Consider the following 16,288-nt stretch of genomic DNA (forward strand, 5'->3'; position numbering starts at 1 on the left):
CAATTGATTCGCAACACGCGAAGCCAATCAGCCCCTATAAAGATTCGTGCGACACGGAGCGCTATCGATGTCCTCACGCCTTACCCGCCAGACTTCCTCCCCTTCCCGCGTCTTGTCGCTGCTGACCGCGGCCATCCTGATGGCCGGCACTGCGCCACTGATGGCGGCCACCGAGCAACCGACGCGAAACATGGGCGATTACTCGTTCTCCATCGGCCAGCAGCCGCTGGTGTCGGCACTCAATGCCTTCACCGCCGTGACCGGTTGGCAGGTCGGCTTGCCGGCAGAACTGGGTCAGGGCGTGTCGTCGCCGGGTGTGCGTGGCTCGCTGCCAGCGGAAAAAGCCCTGGAGCGTCTGTTGGTGGGGACCAACCTGAGCTTCCGCAAAATCAGCAACAACAACGTTGTGCTGGAAAAGCGCAACGCCAGCGGCACGCTCAATCTCGATCAGGTGACCATCAGCGCCACCCGTCAGGAGCAGTCGGTCAACAGCGTACCGGCCACCGTCACTGTGCAGACCCGCCAGGATCTGGACCGCAACAACGTAAACACCATCAAGGATCTGGTCCGCTACGAGCCGGGTGTTTCCGTCGGCGGCGCCGGCACCCGTGGCGGCATCAGCGGCTACAACATCCGTGGTATCGACGGTGATCGCATCCTGACTCAGGTTGATGGCGTGGAAGTGCCGGACGGTTTCTTCAACGGCCCGTATGCCAAGACCCAGCGCAATTACGTTGACCCGGAAATCGTCAAACGCGTGGAAATCCTCCGTGGCCCGGCCTCGGTGCTCTACGGCAGCAACGCCATCGGCGGCGCTGTCAGCTACTACACCCTCGATGCTGACGACATCATCAAGCCCGGCAAAGACGTCGGTGCGCGTCTGAAAACCGGTTACAGCTCCGCCGATGACAGCTGGTTGAAGTCCGCCACCGTGGCCGGCCGCGCTGACCAGTTCGACGGTTTGCTGCACTACAGCCAGCGCGACGGTCACGAAACCGATTCCTATGGCAGCAACAATGGCACTGGCCTTGAGCGCACCGCCGCCAACCCGGAAGACGTCAACGCCTACAACGTGCTGGCCAAGATCGGCTGGAACTACAACGAAGATTCGCGTCTGGGCCTGACCTACGAAAAGTACAAGGATGATCGCGACACCGATCAGAAAAGTGCCTACGGCGGCCCGTACTTCAACGGCGCCCCGACCATTCCGAACAGCGTACTGCCCGGCGGCATGTACCAGTGGCGCACCGGTAACGACACGATCACTCGTGAGCGTATCGGCATCGAACACTCGTTCGCCCTCGACAGCCTGCTGGTCGATAACGTGAAGTGGAGCCTCAACCACCAGATCGCCAAGACTGACCAGAGCACCACCGAGTTCTACTACCCGATCACCCGCCAAGTGCTGCGTACTCGTGACACGATCTACGAAGAGAAACAGTGGGTGTTCGACGCGCAACTGGACAAGGCGTTCGCCCTCGGCGTTACCGATCACGTCCTGACTTACGGCACCACCCTCAAGCAACAGAAAGTCACCGGTTCGCGCAGCGGCGACGGCACCTGCCTGGCCGTCGGTCGTAGCTGCACCGCCATTGGTGCGACCAGCACCGCTGACGTATTGGCCAAGGCTACCGACTTCCCGGACCCGACCATCAACACCTACAGCGTGTTCGCTCAGGATCAGATCAGCTGGAACAACTGGACCTTCCTGCCGGGCCTGCGCTACGACTACACCCAGCTCAAGCCGCACATCACTCAGGAATTCCTCAACACCGTGGCGGCTGACGGCCAAGGCACGGTCAGCGACAAGAACAAGACCTGGCACAAAGTCTCGCCGAAATTCGGCCTGACCTACGCCCTGACCGAGAATTACACCTGGTACGGTCAGTACGCCGAAGGCTTCCGCACCCCGACCGCGAAAGCCCTGTACGGCCGCTTCGAAAACACCACCACCGGTTACAGCGTGGCGCCGAACCCGGACCTCGAACCGGAGAAAAGCAAAAGCTATGAAACCGGTCTGCGCGGTAACTTCGAGCACGGTTCGTTCGACGTGGCGGTGTTCTATAACAAGTACCGCGATTTCATCAACGAAGACGCCGTGACCCCGGGCCGCAACGAGCTGACCTTCCAGTCGGCCAACATCAAGCACGCCACCATCAAGGGTGCGGAAGTCAAAGGTCGCCTGAACCTGGATGCGTTTGGCGCGCCGCAAGGCCTCTACACCCAAGGCTCGATCGCCTACGCCTACGGTCGCAACAACGACAACGGCGAACCGATCAACAGCGTTAACCCGCTGACCGGCGTGTTCGGTCTGGGTTACGACCAGGACAACTACGGTGGCCTGCTGAGCTGGACCGTGGTGAAGAAAAAGGATCGCGTCGACGACAGCAACTTCAAGTCGCCGGATGGCGTCAGCAGCCAGTTCAAAACCCCGGGTTTCGGCATTCTTGATCTGGCCGGTTATTACAAAGTCACCGACGACGTCACCGTCAGCGGCGGCATCTACAACCTGACCGACAAGAAATACTGGCTGTGGGATGACGTGCGCGGTTACGACAGCGTCGGCGAAGCGTCGGTGACGCAGCCGGCCAACCTTGATCGCCTGACCCAACCGGGCCGTAACTTCGCGATCAATCTGATCTGGGACATCTGATCCGGCGAACCTCACTGCGCGTGTTCTGGCATCGCGCCGTGAGGTTTTTTTACGCTTGCACGGCGTCTTGTTCGTCTCGTTATCAAGCGCCTCTTTTATCAAGGACATGTCATGACCACTTCGGAAAAAGCCCTGCGTTCACAACGCCTGAACCAGATCACCCATGAGCCGCACAGCAAACTCGATGCGCTGGTGAAGGCTCACGCGCCGTTCGAGACCCGCGCCAACTTCGCCCGTTTTGTCGTCGCGCAGTACCTGTTCCAGTCGGAACTGGTCGAGCTGTACAACGATGCCGAACTGACCGCCATCGTCCCGGATCTGCCGGCCCGTTGCCGCGCCGAAGCGGCCAAGGCTGACCTGGCGGATCTGGACACCGAAGTGCCGGCGCCGGTCGCAGGCGCGGTGAAAAATCCGAGCAAGGCTCGCGCACTGGGCTGGATCTTTGTCTCCGAAGGTTCGAAGCTCGGTGCGGCGTTCCTGATCAAACGCGCTGTGGCGCTGGAGCTGAGCGAAACCTTTGGCGCCCGTCACCTGGGCGAGCCTGAAGGTGGCCGTGCCGAAGGCTGGAAGAGCTTCGTGCGCACCCTCGATTCGCTGCAGTTCAGCGCTGAAGAAGAAGCTGAAGTCGAGCAAGGTGCGATCGACGCGTTCAACCGTTTCACCGTGCTGCTGGAACAGGCTTACGCCACAGAAGCCGAACCGGCCTGACACAACACACATCCTGTAGGAGTGAGCCTGCTCGCGATGGCGTCCTGTCATTCAATATGAATGTCGACTGATACACCGCTATCGCGAGCAGGCTCACTCCTACAGGGGAACTGCGTAAGCCTGTAAGATCTCCTTTCCGCTTCAGAAGCCGCCGCGTAGCCCATGCCGCAACCCGCCTCCACGAAACTCGCCCGCGTGCTGTTCGGCCTCTTGGCCTACGTCAGCCTCGGCATCGGCCTGATCGCCATTGTCGTGCCCGGCCTGCCGACCACCGAGTTCATCCTCCTCGCCGCTTGGGCCGCGACCCGCAGTTCGCCGCGCCTGAGTGCCTGGCTGGAAAACCATCGCCTGTTCGGGCCGATCCTCAGCAACTGGCGCAACGGCAAGATCATCGCGCGCAAGGCCAAAGTCAGCGCGACAGTGAGCATGTTGCTTTGCGCGACGTTAATGCTGGTGATGCTCGATCATGGCTGGCCGGTCTATCTGGCGATTGCCGGGATGAGCCTGGGCAATCTGTGGATCTGGTCGCGCCCGGAATCCATCCGGGTCTGCACTGACCCGTCTTCGCACTGAAACATCCCTGTAATTATTCGCTTTTTCAGCACTTTCCCCTGCGCAAACGTTTAGCGCTGACCGTCCGTCGGCACGCGCCTCATGACCTCTGCTTCCACGCCGATGAGCATTGAATGGCGCTGAATGGATTTGGCGAACCGGGTAGTTCCTGCCCGAATGCCACCCGTTTATTCATTCGCGAGATCGCCCCATGTTCGACTCTCTGTCCATTCGCCTGAAAATCGTCCTGCTCTCCGGCCTGTGCCTGCTCGGTGTGGTTGCGCTGATCGTCGGCATGAACATCTACCAGACCAATCAGAACGACGAACTGGTCAGCAACTCCAGCAACAAGCTGCTCACCGCCAGTGTCGAGAATCTGCTGCAAGCCAAAGCCGCCGAGCAAGCGGTGCGGGTGCAGAAAACCTTTGGCGAAAGCCTGACGGTGATCACGGCCGTAGCGGATCAGATCAAGGACATGCGCGTCATGGCCGCCAAGCGTTCACTGGACGCCGGTGCGTTGCGCGAAGAGTTGAACCTGAGCCTGAAAACCGCTTTTGAGCGCAACGATAAAGTGCTCGGCATCTGGCTCGCTTTCGAACCGAATGCTCTCGACGGCAAGGACAGCGAATTCACCAACGATGCCGCGCGTCAGTCCAACGAAGCCGGGCGCTTCGCGACTTACTGGAGCCGCGCCGCCGGCGCCTCGCTGAATACGATCATGGTCGAAGAAGACCTGACCAAAACCACCCTTAGCGTCAGCGGCACGCCCTACAACAGTTGGTACACCTGCCCTCGCGACAACAAGCGCACCTGCCTGCTCGACCCGTATGCCGATACCGTCGGCGGCAAGGAAATGCTCATGACGACCATTTCCGTGCCGCTGATCGTCGACGGTAAAGCCATCGGTGTCGTCGGTGTCGACATTGCCCTCGACGCCCTGCAAGCAGCCGCCGTGGACTCCCAGCGCAACCTGTTCAACAACGCCGGACACATGCTGATCGTCTCCGGCAGCGGCGTGCTCGCTGCCGACAGTTCCAACGCCACCAAGGTCGGTAAAAAAATCAGCGACACCCTCGGCGCCGATGGCCAGGATGTGCTGCAACTGCTGACCTCCGGCACACCGAAGATTCTTGAACAGGGCGAACTGATTCGTGCGGTGTACCCGGTTGACCCGATCGGCAACTCGCGCGCCTGGGGCGTGGTCATAGATCTGCCGAAACAAGTGCTGCTGGCCGACTCGGTCAAGCTGCAAGCGGTGCTCGACGATGCTCAGGAAACCGGCGTGCTCACCGCGTTGCTGGTCGCCGTGATCGCTGGCCTGGTCGGCCTGCTGCTGATCTGGCTGACCGCGTCCGGCGTTACTCGCCCGATCAATAGCGTCGCCGAGATGCTGAAGAACATCGCCAGCGGCGAAGGCGATCTGACCCAACGCCTGAACTACAGCAAGAAGGATGAACTGGGCGAACTGGTGAACTGGTTCAACCGCTTCCTCGACAAGCTGCAACCGACCATCGCGCAGATCAAACAGAGCATCACCGAAGCACGCGGCACCGCCGACCAGTCTTCGGAAATCGCCCGTCAGACCAGCGAAGGCATGCAGGTGCAGTTCCGCGAAATCGACCAGGTCGCCACCGCCTCCAACGAAATGAGCGCCACCGCCCACGACGTCGCCAACAGCGCTTCCAACGCGGCCAATGCGGCGAAAGGTGCCGATCAGTCGGCGAAGGACGGCATGTCGATCATCGAACGCAGCACCCGCGACATCAATCAACTGGCCGATGAAGTCAGCAAAGCGGTGACCGAGGTTGAAGCGCTGGCAGTCAACAGCGAGCAGATCGGTTCGGTGCTGGAAGTGATCCGCAGCATCGCCGAGCAGACCAATCTGCTGGCACTCAACGCGGCGATCGAAGCGGCTCGTGCCGGTGAGAGTGGCCGTGGTTTTGCCGTGGTTGCCGACGAAGTGCGCAACCTCGCCAAGCGCACGCAGGATTCGGTGGAAGAGATTCGCATCGTGATCGAGCGGATTCAGACCGGCACCCGTGGCGTGGTCGCGACCATGCATTCGAGCCAGACCCAGGCGCACAACAACGCCGGGCAGATTCGTCAGGCCGTCGATGCGCTGGGCAAGATCAGCGATGCGGTGACGGTGATCAGCGACATGAACCTGCAGATTGCCAGCGCGGCGGAGCAGCAGAGTGCGGTGGCTGAAGAAGTGAATCGCAACGTTTCGGCGATTCGTACCGTTACCGAAACATTGACTGAACAAGCCACTGAATCGGCAGCGATCAGCAGCCAGCTCAATGCCCTGGCCAGTCAGCAGATGAAATTGATGGATCAGTTCCGCGTCTAAGCCACACTGCATTTCCCTTGTAGGAGTGAGCCTGCTCGCGATCGCGGTGGATCAGTGGAGCATGTGTCGACTGACCCACCGCGATCGCGAGCAGGCTCACTCCTACAGGAGCTTTCATCTAATCCAATGATTTTTTGCACTATCATCGCCCTCTCGCTCCGGAGGGCCTTCGATGACTGATTTGCTCACGTCCATTCAAGCCGCACTCGGCTTGTCACACACGCCGATTCCGTTCACCGACCGAGGCGCCCTGCCCTCGGCGTTCGCCGTCACTGAGCTTGCCTGCGCCAGCCTCGCCGCGGCCGGTCAGGCCGTTAGCCAATTGATCGAAGAGCAGACCGGTCACTTGCCCGACATTGAAGTCGACCGACGCCTGGCCTCGTTCTGGTTCTCGACCTCGCTGCGCCCGATGGGCTGGCAAGTACCACCGCTGTGGGACCCGGTTGCCGGCGACTACGCCACACAGGATGGCTGGATCCGCCTGCACACCAACGCCCCACATCACCGCGCCGCCGCTGAACGTGTGCTCGGTGCCTGCGCCGACCGTGCTGCGATGGCGGCGAAAGTCGCGCAATGGGCAAGTACGGATCTGGAACAAGCGGTGGTCGAGGCCAAGGGCTGCGCCGCCGAAATGCGCAGTTGGGCACAGTGGCAGACGCATCCGCAGGGGCTGGCGGTGAATGCCGAGCCGCTGGTGCATTTCCTCGATTCGCAAGATGAAAGCAGCCAAACCTGGCAAGGCTCGGTGGCGCAACCGTTGGCCGGGATCAAGGTACTGGACCTGACGCGCGTGCTCGCCGGCCCCACCGCCAGCCGTTTTCTCGCCGGCCTTGGCGCCGATGTATTGCGCATCGATTCACCGACCTGGAACGAGCCCGGTGTCGTCCCGGAAATGACCCTCGGCAAACGCTGCGCGCGGTTGAATCTGCATGACTCGGCAGATCGTGCGGTGTTCGAAAGTCTGCTGAAGGACGCCGATATTCTGCTGCACGGCTACCGCGCCGACGCACTGGAGCATCTCGGTTTCGGCGTTGAGCGCCGTCGTCAGCTCGCGCCGGGCCTGATCGATGTCGGTCTCAACGCTTACGGCTGGAGCGGCCCGTGGCAAAACCGCCGTGGTTTCGACAGTCTGGTGCAGATGAGCAGCGGCATCGCCGAGGCCGGGCAGCGCTGGCAACAGGCCGATAAACCGACGCCGTTGCCGGTGCAGGCGCTGGATCATGCGACGGGGTATTTGATGGCGGCGAGTGCAATCAGATTGCTGACTGAGCGTTTGAACACGGGTCGCGGTGGCTCGGCGCGATTGTCGCTGGCGCGGACGGCGAAGTTGTTGATCGAGTCTGCGCCGGGGACAACCGAAGCGCTACGTGCCGAGGATGAACAGGATCAGGTGGTGTCGGTGGAGCAAACCCCGTGGGGCCCGGCGCATCGCTTGCAGGTGCCGGTGAAGATCAGCGGCACACCGATTCAGTGGGCGTTGCCGGCCATAGAACTGGGTTCTCATCACCCACAGTGGAATTAAAAGCCCCTCACCCTAACCCTCTCCCAGAGGGAGAGGGGACCGATCGGGGAATATTCGAGAGATTCACCGACTTGAACGAACATTGGTGAATTCCTAATCGACTCAATGTTTCAGGCCGATGGACAGCGCAAAACACCTCGGTCGGCCCACTCTCCCTCAGGCAAAAGGAACTGATTGGGAGATTTTCGAGAGATTCACCGACTTGAACGATTGGCGCTGAATCCATAATCGACTCGGTCTTTCAGGTCGATGTAAAACGCAACACACCTCGGTCGGCCCCCTCTCCCTCAGGGAGAGGGCTGGGGTGAGGGCTGCAATTTCAAGTCGAACGATGATGTATCAATCAGCACGGCTCAAGGACGTCCACAAAAGCTGCGCCGCATACCCTCGATAAGGCCGCCAAGCCTCAGCCCGCAAAGACAATTCCCGAGCGTTTGGCCGCTGCCCTTCCAGCACTTCCAACGCCCGTAACAACCCGACATCGCCGCTCGGAAACCCATCCAGATCGCGCAACTGCCGCAACGCAATGTACTGCGCCGTCCACTCGCCAATCCCATGCAACGCCAACAACCGCGCCACGCCGCCTTCGCGATTTGGCTCAAATAACCAAGGATCATCCAGCAATGCCTGTGCGACGCCCGACAGCGTGCGCCCACGACTTTTCGGCATGCCCAGCGCCGCCAGATCTGCCGCTGCCAGCACCTGCGCCTCGGGAAACACATGGGTCAATCCAGGCACGCCCGAATCCAGCGGCGCGCCATATTGCCCAACCAGTTTCCCCGCCAAACGAATCGCCGCCAGCACCGTAATCTGCTGCCCGAGCACCGCGCGAAAGGCCAACTCCAAGCCATCCCACGCACCGGGAATCCGCAACCCCGGACGCTCGGCAATCAACCGCGCCAGCAACGGATCACTCGCCAAATGCCCGTGCATCAGCGCCAGATCCGCATCCAGATCAAACATCCGCCGCAACCTGATAACGATCTCGGGCACCATCAACGGATCAGGAAAATCCAGCTCAACCGCCAAGGCATTCCCTGCCTCAGGCCAAATTGAAACCGTGCCATGAAGCCCGTTCAACCCGATGCTGCGCGAGTACACATCCTCGACCACAACCTCCATCCCGACCACCGCCCGCGCCGCGAGAAACCCCAGCATTGCGTCCCAGTCATACGGCGGCGCATAGGCAAGCGACAACCTCACAACGACAGCACCCCGCTGTACAACCCATACGCCGCCAGCCCCGCGCCGATGACCACGCAGGTGAAAATGCCCTTCTCGACATGGGTGAACAACGGCTCGCCCTGTTCATGCTTGGCCTTGGCAAACAGGATCACCCCTGGCGCATAGAGCAACGCCGACAACAGCAAATACTTCACCCCGCCGGCATACAACAACCACACCGCATACCCTAGGGCGATGCCGCCGATCAGCAGGTCCTTGGTGCGCTCTGCCGAGGCATGCTCATAGGTTTCGCCGCGTCCGCTGAGCAGCACCGCGTACGCCGCCGACCACAGATACGGCACCAGAATCATCGACGACGCCAGATAAATCAGACTGGTGTAAGTGCCCGCCGAAAACAGCGTAATCAACAGGAAAATCTGGATCATCACGTTGGTCAGCCACAACGCATTGACCGGCACGTGGTTCTTGTTTTCCTTTTTCAGGAACGCCGGCATGGTCTTGTCCTTGGCGGTGGCGAAGAGAATCTCCGCACACAGCAGCGCCCACGACAACAACGCACCGAGCAGTGAAATCGCCAGTCCGATGCTGATCAACAGCGCGCCCCACGGCCCGACGATATGCTCGAGCACCGCCGCCAGTGACGGGTTCTGCAGATTGGCCAGCTCCGGCTGACTCATGATCCCCAGCGACAGCACGTTGACCAACACCAGCAGCGCCAGCACGCCGACAAAACCGATGACCGTGGCGCGACCGACGTCGCTGCGTTTTTCCGCCCGCGCCGAGTACACGCTGGCGCCTTCGATGCCGATGAACACGAACACCGTGACCAGCATCATGTTGCGCACCTGATCCATCACCCCGCCGAAATTCGGGTTGCTGGTGCCCCAGATGTCGCGGGTAAAAATGTCAGCCTTGAAGGCGACGGCAGCGATGACGATGAACATGATCAGCGGTACGACTTTCGCCACCGTGGTCAGCTGATTGATCAGCGCCGCCTCCTTGATCCCGCGCATCACCAGAAAATGCACGGCCCACAGCAGCACCGACGCGCAGCCGATGGCGATTGGCGTATTGCCTTGCCCGAACACCGGAAAGAAGTAACCGAGGGTGCTGAACAGCAGGACGAAGTAACCGACGTTGCCCAGCCAGGCACTGATCCAGTAACCCCACGCCGAGGAAAACCCCATGTAGTCGCCAAATCCGGCCTTGGCGTACGCGTAGACACCCGAGTCCAGTTCCGGCTTGCGGTTGGCCAGCGTCTGAAACACAAACGCCAGGGTCAGCATGCCAATCGCGGTAATCCCCCAACCGATCAGAATCGCCCCGGCATCGGCGCGCGCCGCCATGTTCTGCGGCAGCGAGAAAATCCCCCCGCCAATCATCGAACCCACCACCAGGGCGATCAACGCGCCAAGGCGCAGCTTTTGCGTCGGTTGCGACATTTCAGTTTCCCTTTGAAGTGTGGTGAGCGTGCATTTGTAACAACTATTAACTAAACGGATAAAGGTAGATGACGTTTATCAGGTAACGCCAATTAACGCCTGTTTATATATAGCGGATGACGCTAACGCCTAGCACGTTAAGACAGTTTTGTGCGCTGATCCCGATAATTCAATTCTGTACTGAAAACAGAGGCGGAAAATTTGCCAAAAGCTGAAAAAGAACTAGCGTGATAATTCGAAAGTAATAATAGCCATTCCCAAAAATGTAGCCAGAAAGCCTCTAGGACGGGCCTTGCAGGCAATAGCTTTATGCCTTCAGTCGAAGCCTAAGTCATTCATTAACAATGGAATGTGACCATGAACTGATCCAAGTCAGCTGTTTGAACAGACAACAGAACTACGCTGTGATCTCTTCTCTCCTGCAATGGAGTCATGCAATGTCTGAAGCTCCCGGAAAACTAAGACTAGGTGCACTGGTTGCATTGGTAGTCGGTTCAATGATCGGTGGCGGGATATTCTCCTTGCCTCAAAACATGGCCGCCAGCGCCGATGTCGGTGCCGTACTGATCGGTTGGGCCATCACCGCTGTCGGCATGCTCACCCTCGCTTTTGTCTTTCAAACCCTCGCCAATCGCAAGCCTGACCTGGACGGCGGTGTCTACGCCTACGCCAAGGCCGGTTTTGGCGATTACATGGGTTTCTCGTCCGCGTGGGGTTACTGGATCAGCGCCTGGCTGGGTAACGTCGGTTACTTCGTTCTGCTGTTCAGCACCCTCGGCTATTTCTTTCCGGTTTTCGGTGAGGGCAACACCGTTGCTGCGGTGATTGGCGCCTCGGTGCTGTTGTGGGCGGTGCACTTTCTGGTGCTGCGCGGGATCAAGGAAGCGGCGTTCATCAACCTGGTGACCACGGTCGCCAAGGTCGTACCGCTGCTGCTGTTCGTGTTGATCGCGGTGTTCGCTTTCAAACTGGACATCTTCACCGCCGACATCTGGGGCATCAAAAACCCGGATCTGGGCAGTGTGATGAACCAGGTGCGCAACATGATGCTGGTCACCGTGTGGGTGTTCATCGGCATCGAGGGCGCGAGCATCTTCTCGGCCCGCGCGGAAAAACGCTCGGACGTCGGTAAGGCCACCGTGATCGGCTTCATCACCGTGCTGCTGTTTCTGGTGCTGGTGAACGTACTGTCGCTGGGCATCATGACCCAACCGGAACTGGCGAAACTGCAGAACCCGTCGATGGCGGCCGTGCTTGAGCATGTGGTCGGTCACTGGGGTGCGGTGCTGATCAGCGTCGGTCTGATCATCTCGTTGCTGGGGGCACTGCTGTCGTGGGTGCTGCTGTGCGCGGAGATCATGTTCGCCGCCGCCAAAGACCACACCATGCCGGAGTTCCTGCGTAAGGAAAATGCCAACCACGTACCGGTCAACGCCCTGTGGCTGACCAACGCGATGGTGCAAATTTTCCTGATCATCACGCTGTTCTCGGCGAGTACTTACCTGTCGCTGATCTACCTCGCCACTTCTATGATTCTGGTGCCGTACCTGTGGTCGGCAGCCTATGCCCTGCTGCTGGCGGTGCGCGGCGAGAGCTACGAAGGCTTCGCGGCCGAGCGGCGCAAGGATCTGATTATCGGCGGCATCGCGCTGATCTATGCGGTGTGGCTGCTGTATGCCGGCGGGGTCAAGTATCTGCTGCTCTCGGCCCTGCTCTACGCACCCGGCGCGATCCTGTTCGCCAAGGCCAAGCTGGAACTCAAACAACCGATTTTCACTAACGTCGAGAAGCTGATTTTCGCCGCAGTGGTCGTGGGTGCCCTGGTGGCTGCCTACGGTCTCTACGACGGCTTCCTGACTCTGTAATCCCTGATTGTTTTGTTATCTGGAGGATCTGAAATGACCACGGAAAAAGTTAAGTACGGCGTCCATTCCGAAGCCGGCAAACTGCGCAAAGTCATGGTGTGCTCCCCAGGTCTGGCCCATCAGCGGCTGACCCCGAACAACTGCGATGAACTGCTGTTCGATGACGTGCTCTGGGTGGCTCAGGCCAAGCGCGACCACTTCGACTTCGTGACTAAAATGCGCGAGCGCGGCATCGAAGTGCTGGAAATGCACAACCTGCTCACCGACATCGTCGCCATCCCTGAAGCACTGGACTGGATTCTCGAGCGCAAGGTCACCGCCGACTCGGTGGGCCTGGGCCTGATCAACGAAGTGAAGTCCTGGCTGAAAAGCCTCGAGCCACGGCACATCGCCGAGTTCCTGATTGGCGGCGTGTCTGCCGATGACCTGCCGGACAGCTTCGGTGGCAAGACCATCCAGATGTTCCGCGACTTCCTCGGCCACTCCAGCTTCATTCTGCCGCCGCTGCCGAACACCCAGTTCACCCGCGACACCACCTGCTGGATCTACGGCGGCGTGACGCTGAACCCGATGTACTGGCCAGCGCGCCGTCAGGAAACCCTGCTGGCCACCGCCATCTACAAATTCCACCCACAGTTCACCAACGCCGAATTCGAAATCTGGTACGGCGATCCGGACAAGGAACACGGCAGCTCGACGCTTGAAGGCGGCGACGTCATGCCAATCGGCAACGGTGTGGTGTTGATCGGTATGGGCGAGCGCTCATCGCGTCAGGCCATCGGCCAACTGGCGCTGAACCTGTTCAAGAACAAAGCCGTGGAAAAAGTCATCGTTGCCGGCCTGCCGAAGTCCCGCGCCGCGATGCACCTCGACACCGTGTTCAGCTTCTGCGACCGCGACCTGGTGACGATTTTCCCGGAAGTGGTGAACCAGATTGTTGCGTTCACCCTGCGCCCTGACGAAAGCAAACAGGGCGGCATCGACATCCGCCGCGAAGAAGGCACCTTCCTCGACACCGTGGCCAAAGCCCTCAACCTGTCGAAGCTGCGCGTGGTGGAAACCGGCGGCAACAGCTTCGCCGCCGAACGCGAGCAATGGGACGACGGTAACAACGTGGTGGCCGTGGAGCCGGGCGTGGTCATCGGCTACGACCGCAACACCTACACCAACACCCTGCTGCGCAAGGCAGGCGTGGAAGTCATCACCATCAGCGCCGGTGAACTGGGCCGAGGCCGTGGCGGTGGCCACTGCATGACCTGCCCGATCATCCGCGACCCGATCGATTACTAAACCTCTGAGCCCTGGCCGTCACTTACCTGCTCGCAACAGAAAGTCACGGCCAGGGGGATAACCGACACCGAAGGAGATCCATCATGGCTTTTAACATTCACAACCGTAACCTGCTCAGCCTGGAACACCACACCCCACGTGAGCTGCGTTACCTGCTCGACCTGTCCCGCGATCTGAAACGCGCGAAATACACCGGCACCGAACAGCAACACCTGAAGGGCAACAACATCGCCCTGATCTTCGAAAAAACCTCGACCCGTACCCGTTGCGCGTTCGAAGTGGCGGCGTATGACCAAGGCGCTAACGTCACCTACATCGACCCGAACTCCTCGCAGATCGGCCACAAAGAAAGCATGAAAGACACCGCCCGCGTGCTGGGGCGCATGTACGACGCTATCGAGTACCGTGGCTTCAAACAGGAAATCGTCGAAGAGCTGGCCAAGTTCGCTGGCGTACCGGTATTCAACGGCCTGACCGATGAATATCACCCGACGCAGATGATCGCCGACGTGCTGACCATGCGTGAACACGCCGACAAGCCGATCCATGACATCAGCTACGCCTACCTCGGCGATGCGCGCAACAACATGGGCAACTCGCTGCTGCTGGTCGGCGCCAAGCTCGGCATGGACGTGCGCATCTGCGCGCCGAAAGCGCTGTGGCCACTGGATGATCTGGTCGAGCGTTGCCACAAATATGCGGAAGAAAGTGGCGCACGTATCACCCTGACTGAAGACCCGAAAGCAGCCGTTAAAGGCGTCGACTTCATTCACACCGACGTCTGGGTATCGATGGGCGAACCGGTGGAAGCCTGGGCCGAGCGTATCCAGCAACTGCTGCCGTACCAGGTCAACGCCGAGCTGATGAAAGCCTCCGGCAACCCGCGCACCAAGTTCATGCACTGCCTGCCGGCGTTCCACAACAGTGATACCAAGGTCGGCAAACAGATTGCCGAGCAGTATCCGCACCTGAAAAACGGCATCGAAGTGACCGACGACGTGTTCGAGTCGCCTGCCTGCATCGCCTTCGAGCAAGCGGAAAACCGCATGCACACGATCAAGGCGATTCTGGTCTCGACCCTGGCTGATCTGTAACTGAAATAGCTCCCACTGAAGGAACCGGTGCCAAAGGTGGGAGCGAGCCTGCTCGCGAAAGCGGTGGGTCATTCAACAGAGATGTCGACTGATCTGACGCCTTCGCGAGCAGGCTCGCTCCCACAGGGGATCCCGGTTTTCCTACAGGAAGATCGAGTTGTTTGCCTCTCCTCTGATTAGAAGGACATGCACCATGCGTATCGTCGTAGCGCTGGGCGGTAACGCCCTGCTCCGCCGTGGTGAACCGATGACCGCTGACAATCAGCGCGCCAACATCCGCATCGCCACCGAGCAAATCGCCAAGATCCATCCTGGCAACCAACTGGTCATCGCCCACGGCAATGGCCCGCAAGTCGGCCTGCTGTCGCTGCAAGCGGCGGCCTACACCTCCGTCACCCCTTACCCGCTGGACGTGCTCGGTGCCGAAACCGAAGGCATGATCGGCTACATCATCGAACAGGAACTGGGCAATCTGCTCGACTTCGAAGTGCCGTTCGCCACCCTGCTCACTCAGGTCGAAGTCGACGCCAAGGATCCGGCCTTCCAGAACCCGACCAAACCGATCGGCCCGGTTTACGACAAGGCCGAAGCAGAAAAACTCGCTGCTGAAAAAGGCTGGGCGATTGCCCCGGACGGCGACAAATTCCGCCGCGTGGTCGCCAGTCCACGGCCAAAACGCATCTTCGAAATTCGCCCGATCAAATGGCTGCTGGACAAGGGCAGCATCGTGATCTGCGCCGGTGGCGGCGGGATTCCGACCATGTACGACGAGAACCGCAACCTCAAGGGTATCGAGGCGGTGATCGACAAGGATCTGTGCTCGTCGCTGCTCGCCGAGCAACTGGAAGCCGACCTGCTGGTGATCGCCACGGACGTCAATGCGGCGTTCATCGATTACGGCAAACCGACGCAGAAAGCCATTGCCGAAGCGCACCCGGACGAACTCGAACGCCTCGGTTTCGCCGCTGGTTCCATGGGGCCGAAGGTACAGGCAGCCTGCGAATTCGCGCGCCATACTGGCAAGGTCGCGGTGATCGGTTCGTTGGCGGATATTGAAGCGATTGTCCAAGGTACTGCCGGTACTCGCGTGACCACGGCGAAGCCGGGCATCACTTACCGATAATTAGAAACTCCGGGGGCAGGCCCCTGGTCTGCCCTTCTCCCATGCCTTGAAAGGAGAAACTCATGGCCCAGTTTGAACCCGGTCATTTGCATATTGAGCGGCACGCGTTGACGCCGGATGACGTCAGTTACAACGTGTGCCTCGACTATGAAGTGTTCAGCGATCCGAAAAAAGGCAAAGGCATCCAGTTCACGATGCATGGCAACCTTCAGGGCAAGGACATGAAAGAGACCTTCTTCCTGCCCAAAGAGGAGGCCTACAACTTTGCCAACAATGTGACGAAAATCGCCGAGAAGTACGGCATTCCCAAGACGCACAGCCAGATCGGCTCGGTTCACAAGCATTACGACATGATGTTTGAAGACATCCGCAAGCAACTTGATATGAAGTCCGGGGATCCGGTCAATCTTGAGCACTTCGAATAACCCGCAAAAGCCCCTCACCCTAGCCCTCTCCCAGAGGGAGAGGGGACTGATTGGGGGATGCTTCAGAGTTACGCCGACC

The 16,288-nt window shown here is 59.7% G+C and carries 11 protein-coding genes and 2 pseudogenes; 11 read left to right on the forward strand and 2 right to left on the reverse strand.

Annotated elements, in window-relative coordinates; genetic code table 11:
- Positions 1-67 precede the first annotated feature (67 nt).
- The 6 genes and pseudogenes from VY732_RS22905 (at position 68) to VY732_RS22925 (ending at position 7,785) form a co-directional block, all read left to right on the forward strand.
- Positions 68-2,653 (forward strand): TonB-dependent receptor, encoded by a 2,586-nt coding sequence (locus VY732_RS22905; protein WP_331691838.1) that lies wholly within the window; start codon positions 68-70, stop codon positions 2,651-2,653.
- A 111-nt stretch (positions 2,654-2,764) separates the two neighbouring features.
- Complete coding sequence (locus VY732_RS22910; protein WP_038366589.1) at positions 2,765-3,361, forward strand: biliverdin-producing heme oxygenase; 597 nt, start codon at positions 2,765-2,767, stop codon at positions 3,359-3,361.
- A gap of 162 nt (positions 3,362-3,523) precedes the next feature.
- On the forward strand, positions 3,524-3,934 hold the full coding sequence (locus tag VY732_RS22915; protein ID WP_331691839.1) for a YbaN family protein: 411 nt from the start codon (positions 3,524-3,526) through the stop codon (positions 3,932-3,934).
- A gap of 463 nt (positions 3,935-4,397) precedes the next feature.
- Positions 4,398-5,405: pseudogene (locus VY732_RS30065) on the forward strand (PDC sensor domain-containing protein); the annotation flags it as partial.
- 330 nt (positions 5,406-5,735) lie between these two features.
- Positions 5,736-6,263: pseudogene (locus tag VY732_RS30070) on the forward strand (methyl-accepting chemotaxis protein); the annotation flags it as partial.
- A 172-nt stretch (positions 6,264-6,435) separates the two neighbouring features.
- On the forward strand, positions 6,436-7,785 hold the full coding sequence (locus tag VY732_RS22925; RefSeq protein ID WP_331691841.1) for a CoA transferase: 1,350 nt from the start codon (positions 6,436-6,438) through the stop codon (positions 7,783-7,785).
- A 339-nt stretch (positions 7,786-8,124) separates the two neighbouring features.
- On the opposite strand, the gene VY732_RS22930 is transcribed toward VY732_RS22925, so the two are convergent.
- Both VY732_RS22930 and arcD (VY732_RS22935) read right to left on the reverse strand, forming a co-directional pair.
- Positions 8,125-8,988: a DNA-3-methyladenine glycosylase family protein gene (locus tag VY732_RS22930; protein WP_331691842.1), complete on the reverse strand. Its 864-nt coding sequence runs from the start codon at positions 8,986-8,988 to the stop codon at positions 8,125-8,127.
- Positions 8,985-10,412, reverse strand: a complete 1,428-nt coding sequence (gene arcD, locus VY732_RS22935; protein WP_331691843.1) for an arginine-ornithine antiporter — start codon at positions 10,410-10,412, stop codon at positions 8,985-8,987. Before arcD (VY732_RS22935) ends, VY732_RS22930 begins: the two co-directional genes overlap by 4 nt.
- Positions 10,413-10,849: 437 nt before the next feature.
- Between arcD (VY732_RS22935) and arcD (VY732_RS22940) the strand changes: the two genes are divergently transcribed.
- The 5 genes from arcD (VY732_RS22940) (at position 10,850) to VY732_RS22965 (ending at position 16,209) form a co-directional block, all read left to right on the forward strand.
- Positions 10,850-12,277: an arginine-ornithine antiporter gene (gene arcD, locus VY732_RS22940; protein WP_008086807.1), complete on the forward strand. Its 1,428-nt coding sequence runs from the start codon at positions 10,850-10,852 to the stop codon at positions 12,275-12,277.
- Between the two features lie 33 nt (positions 12,278-12,310).
- The gene (gene arcA / locus VY732_RS22945) at positions 12,311-13,567 is read left to right on the forward strand and encodes an arginine deiminase (protein ID WP_331691844.1); all 1,257 of its coding nucleotides are present in this window, start codon (positions 12,311-12,313) and stop codon (positions 13,565-13,567) included.
- An 83-nt stretch (positions 13,568-13,650) separates the two neighbouring features.
- Entirely contained in the window at positions 13,651-14,661 is a 1,011-nt protein-coding gene (locus VY732_RS22950; protein ID WP_016983839.1) for an ornithine carbamoyltransferase, read from the forward strand.
- Between the two features lie 193 nt (positions 14,662-14,854).
- The gene (gene arcC / locus VY732_RS22960; RefSeq protein ID WP_034153407.1) at positions 14,855-15,784 is read left to right on the forward strand and encodes a carbamate kinase; all 930 of its coding nucleotides are present in this window, start codon (positions 14,855-14,857) and stop codon (positions 15,782-15,784) included.
- A 62-nt stretch (positions 15,785-15,846) separates the two neighbouring features.
- On the forward strand, positions 15,847-16,209 hold the full coding sequence (locus tag VY732_RS22965; RefSeq protein WP_077574268.1) for a DUF5064 family protein: 363 nt from the start codon (positions 15,847-15,849) through the stop codon (positions 16,207-16,209).
- The last annotated feature ends 79 nt before the right edge of the window (positions 16,210-16,288 follow it).

The sequence above is a fragment of the Pseudomonas sp. ZY71 genome (assembly GCF_036542145.1).
Classification (GTDB): domain Bacteria; phylum Pseudomonadota; class Gammaproteobacteria; order Pseudomonadales; family Pseudomonadaceae; genus Aquipseudomonas; species Aquipseudomonas koreensis_A.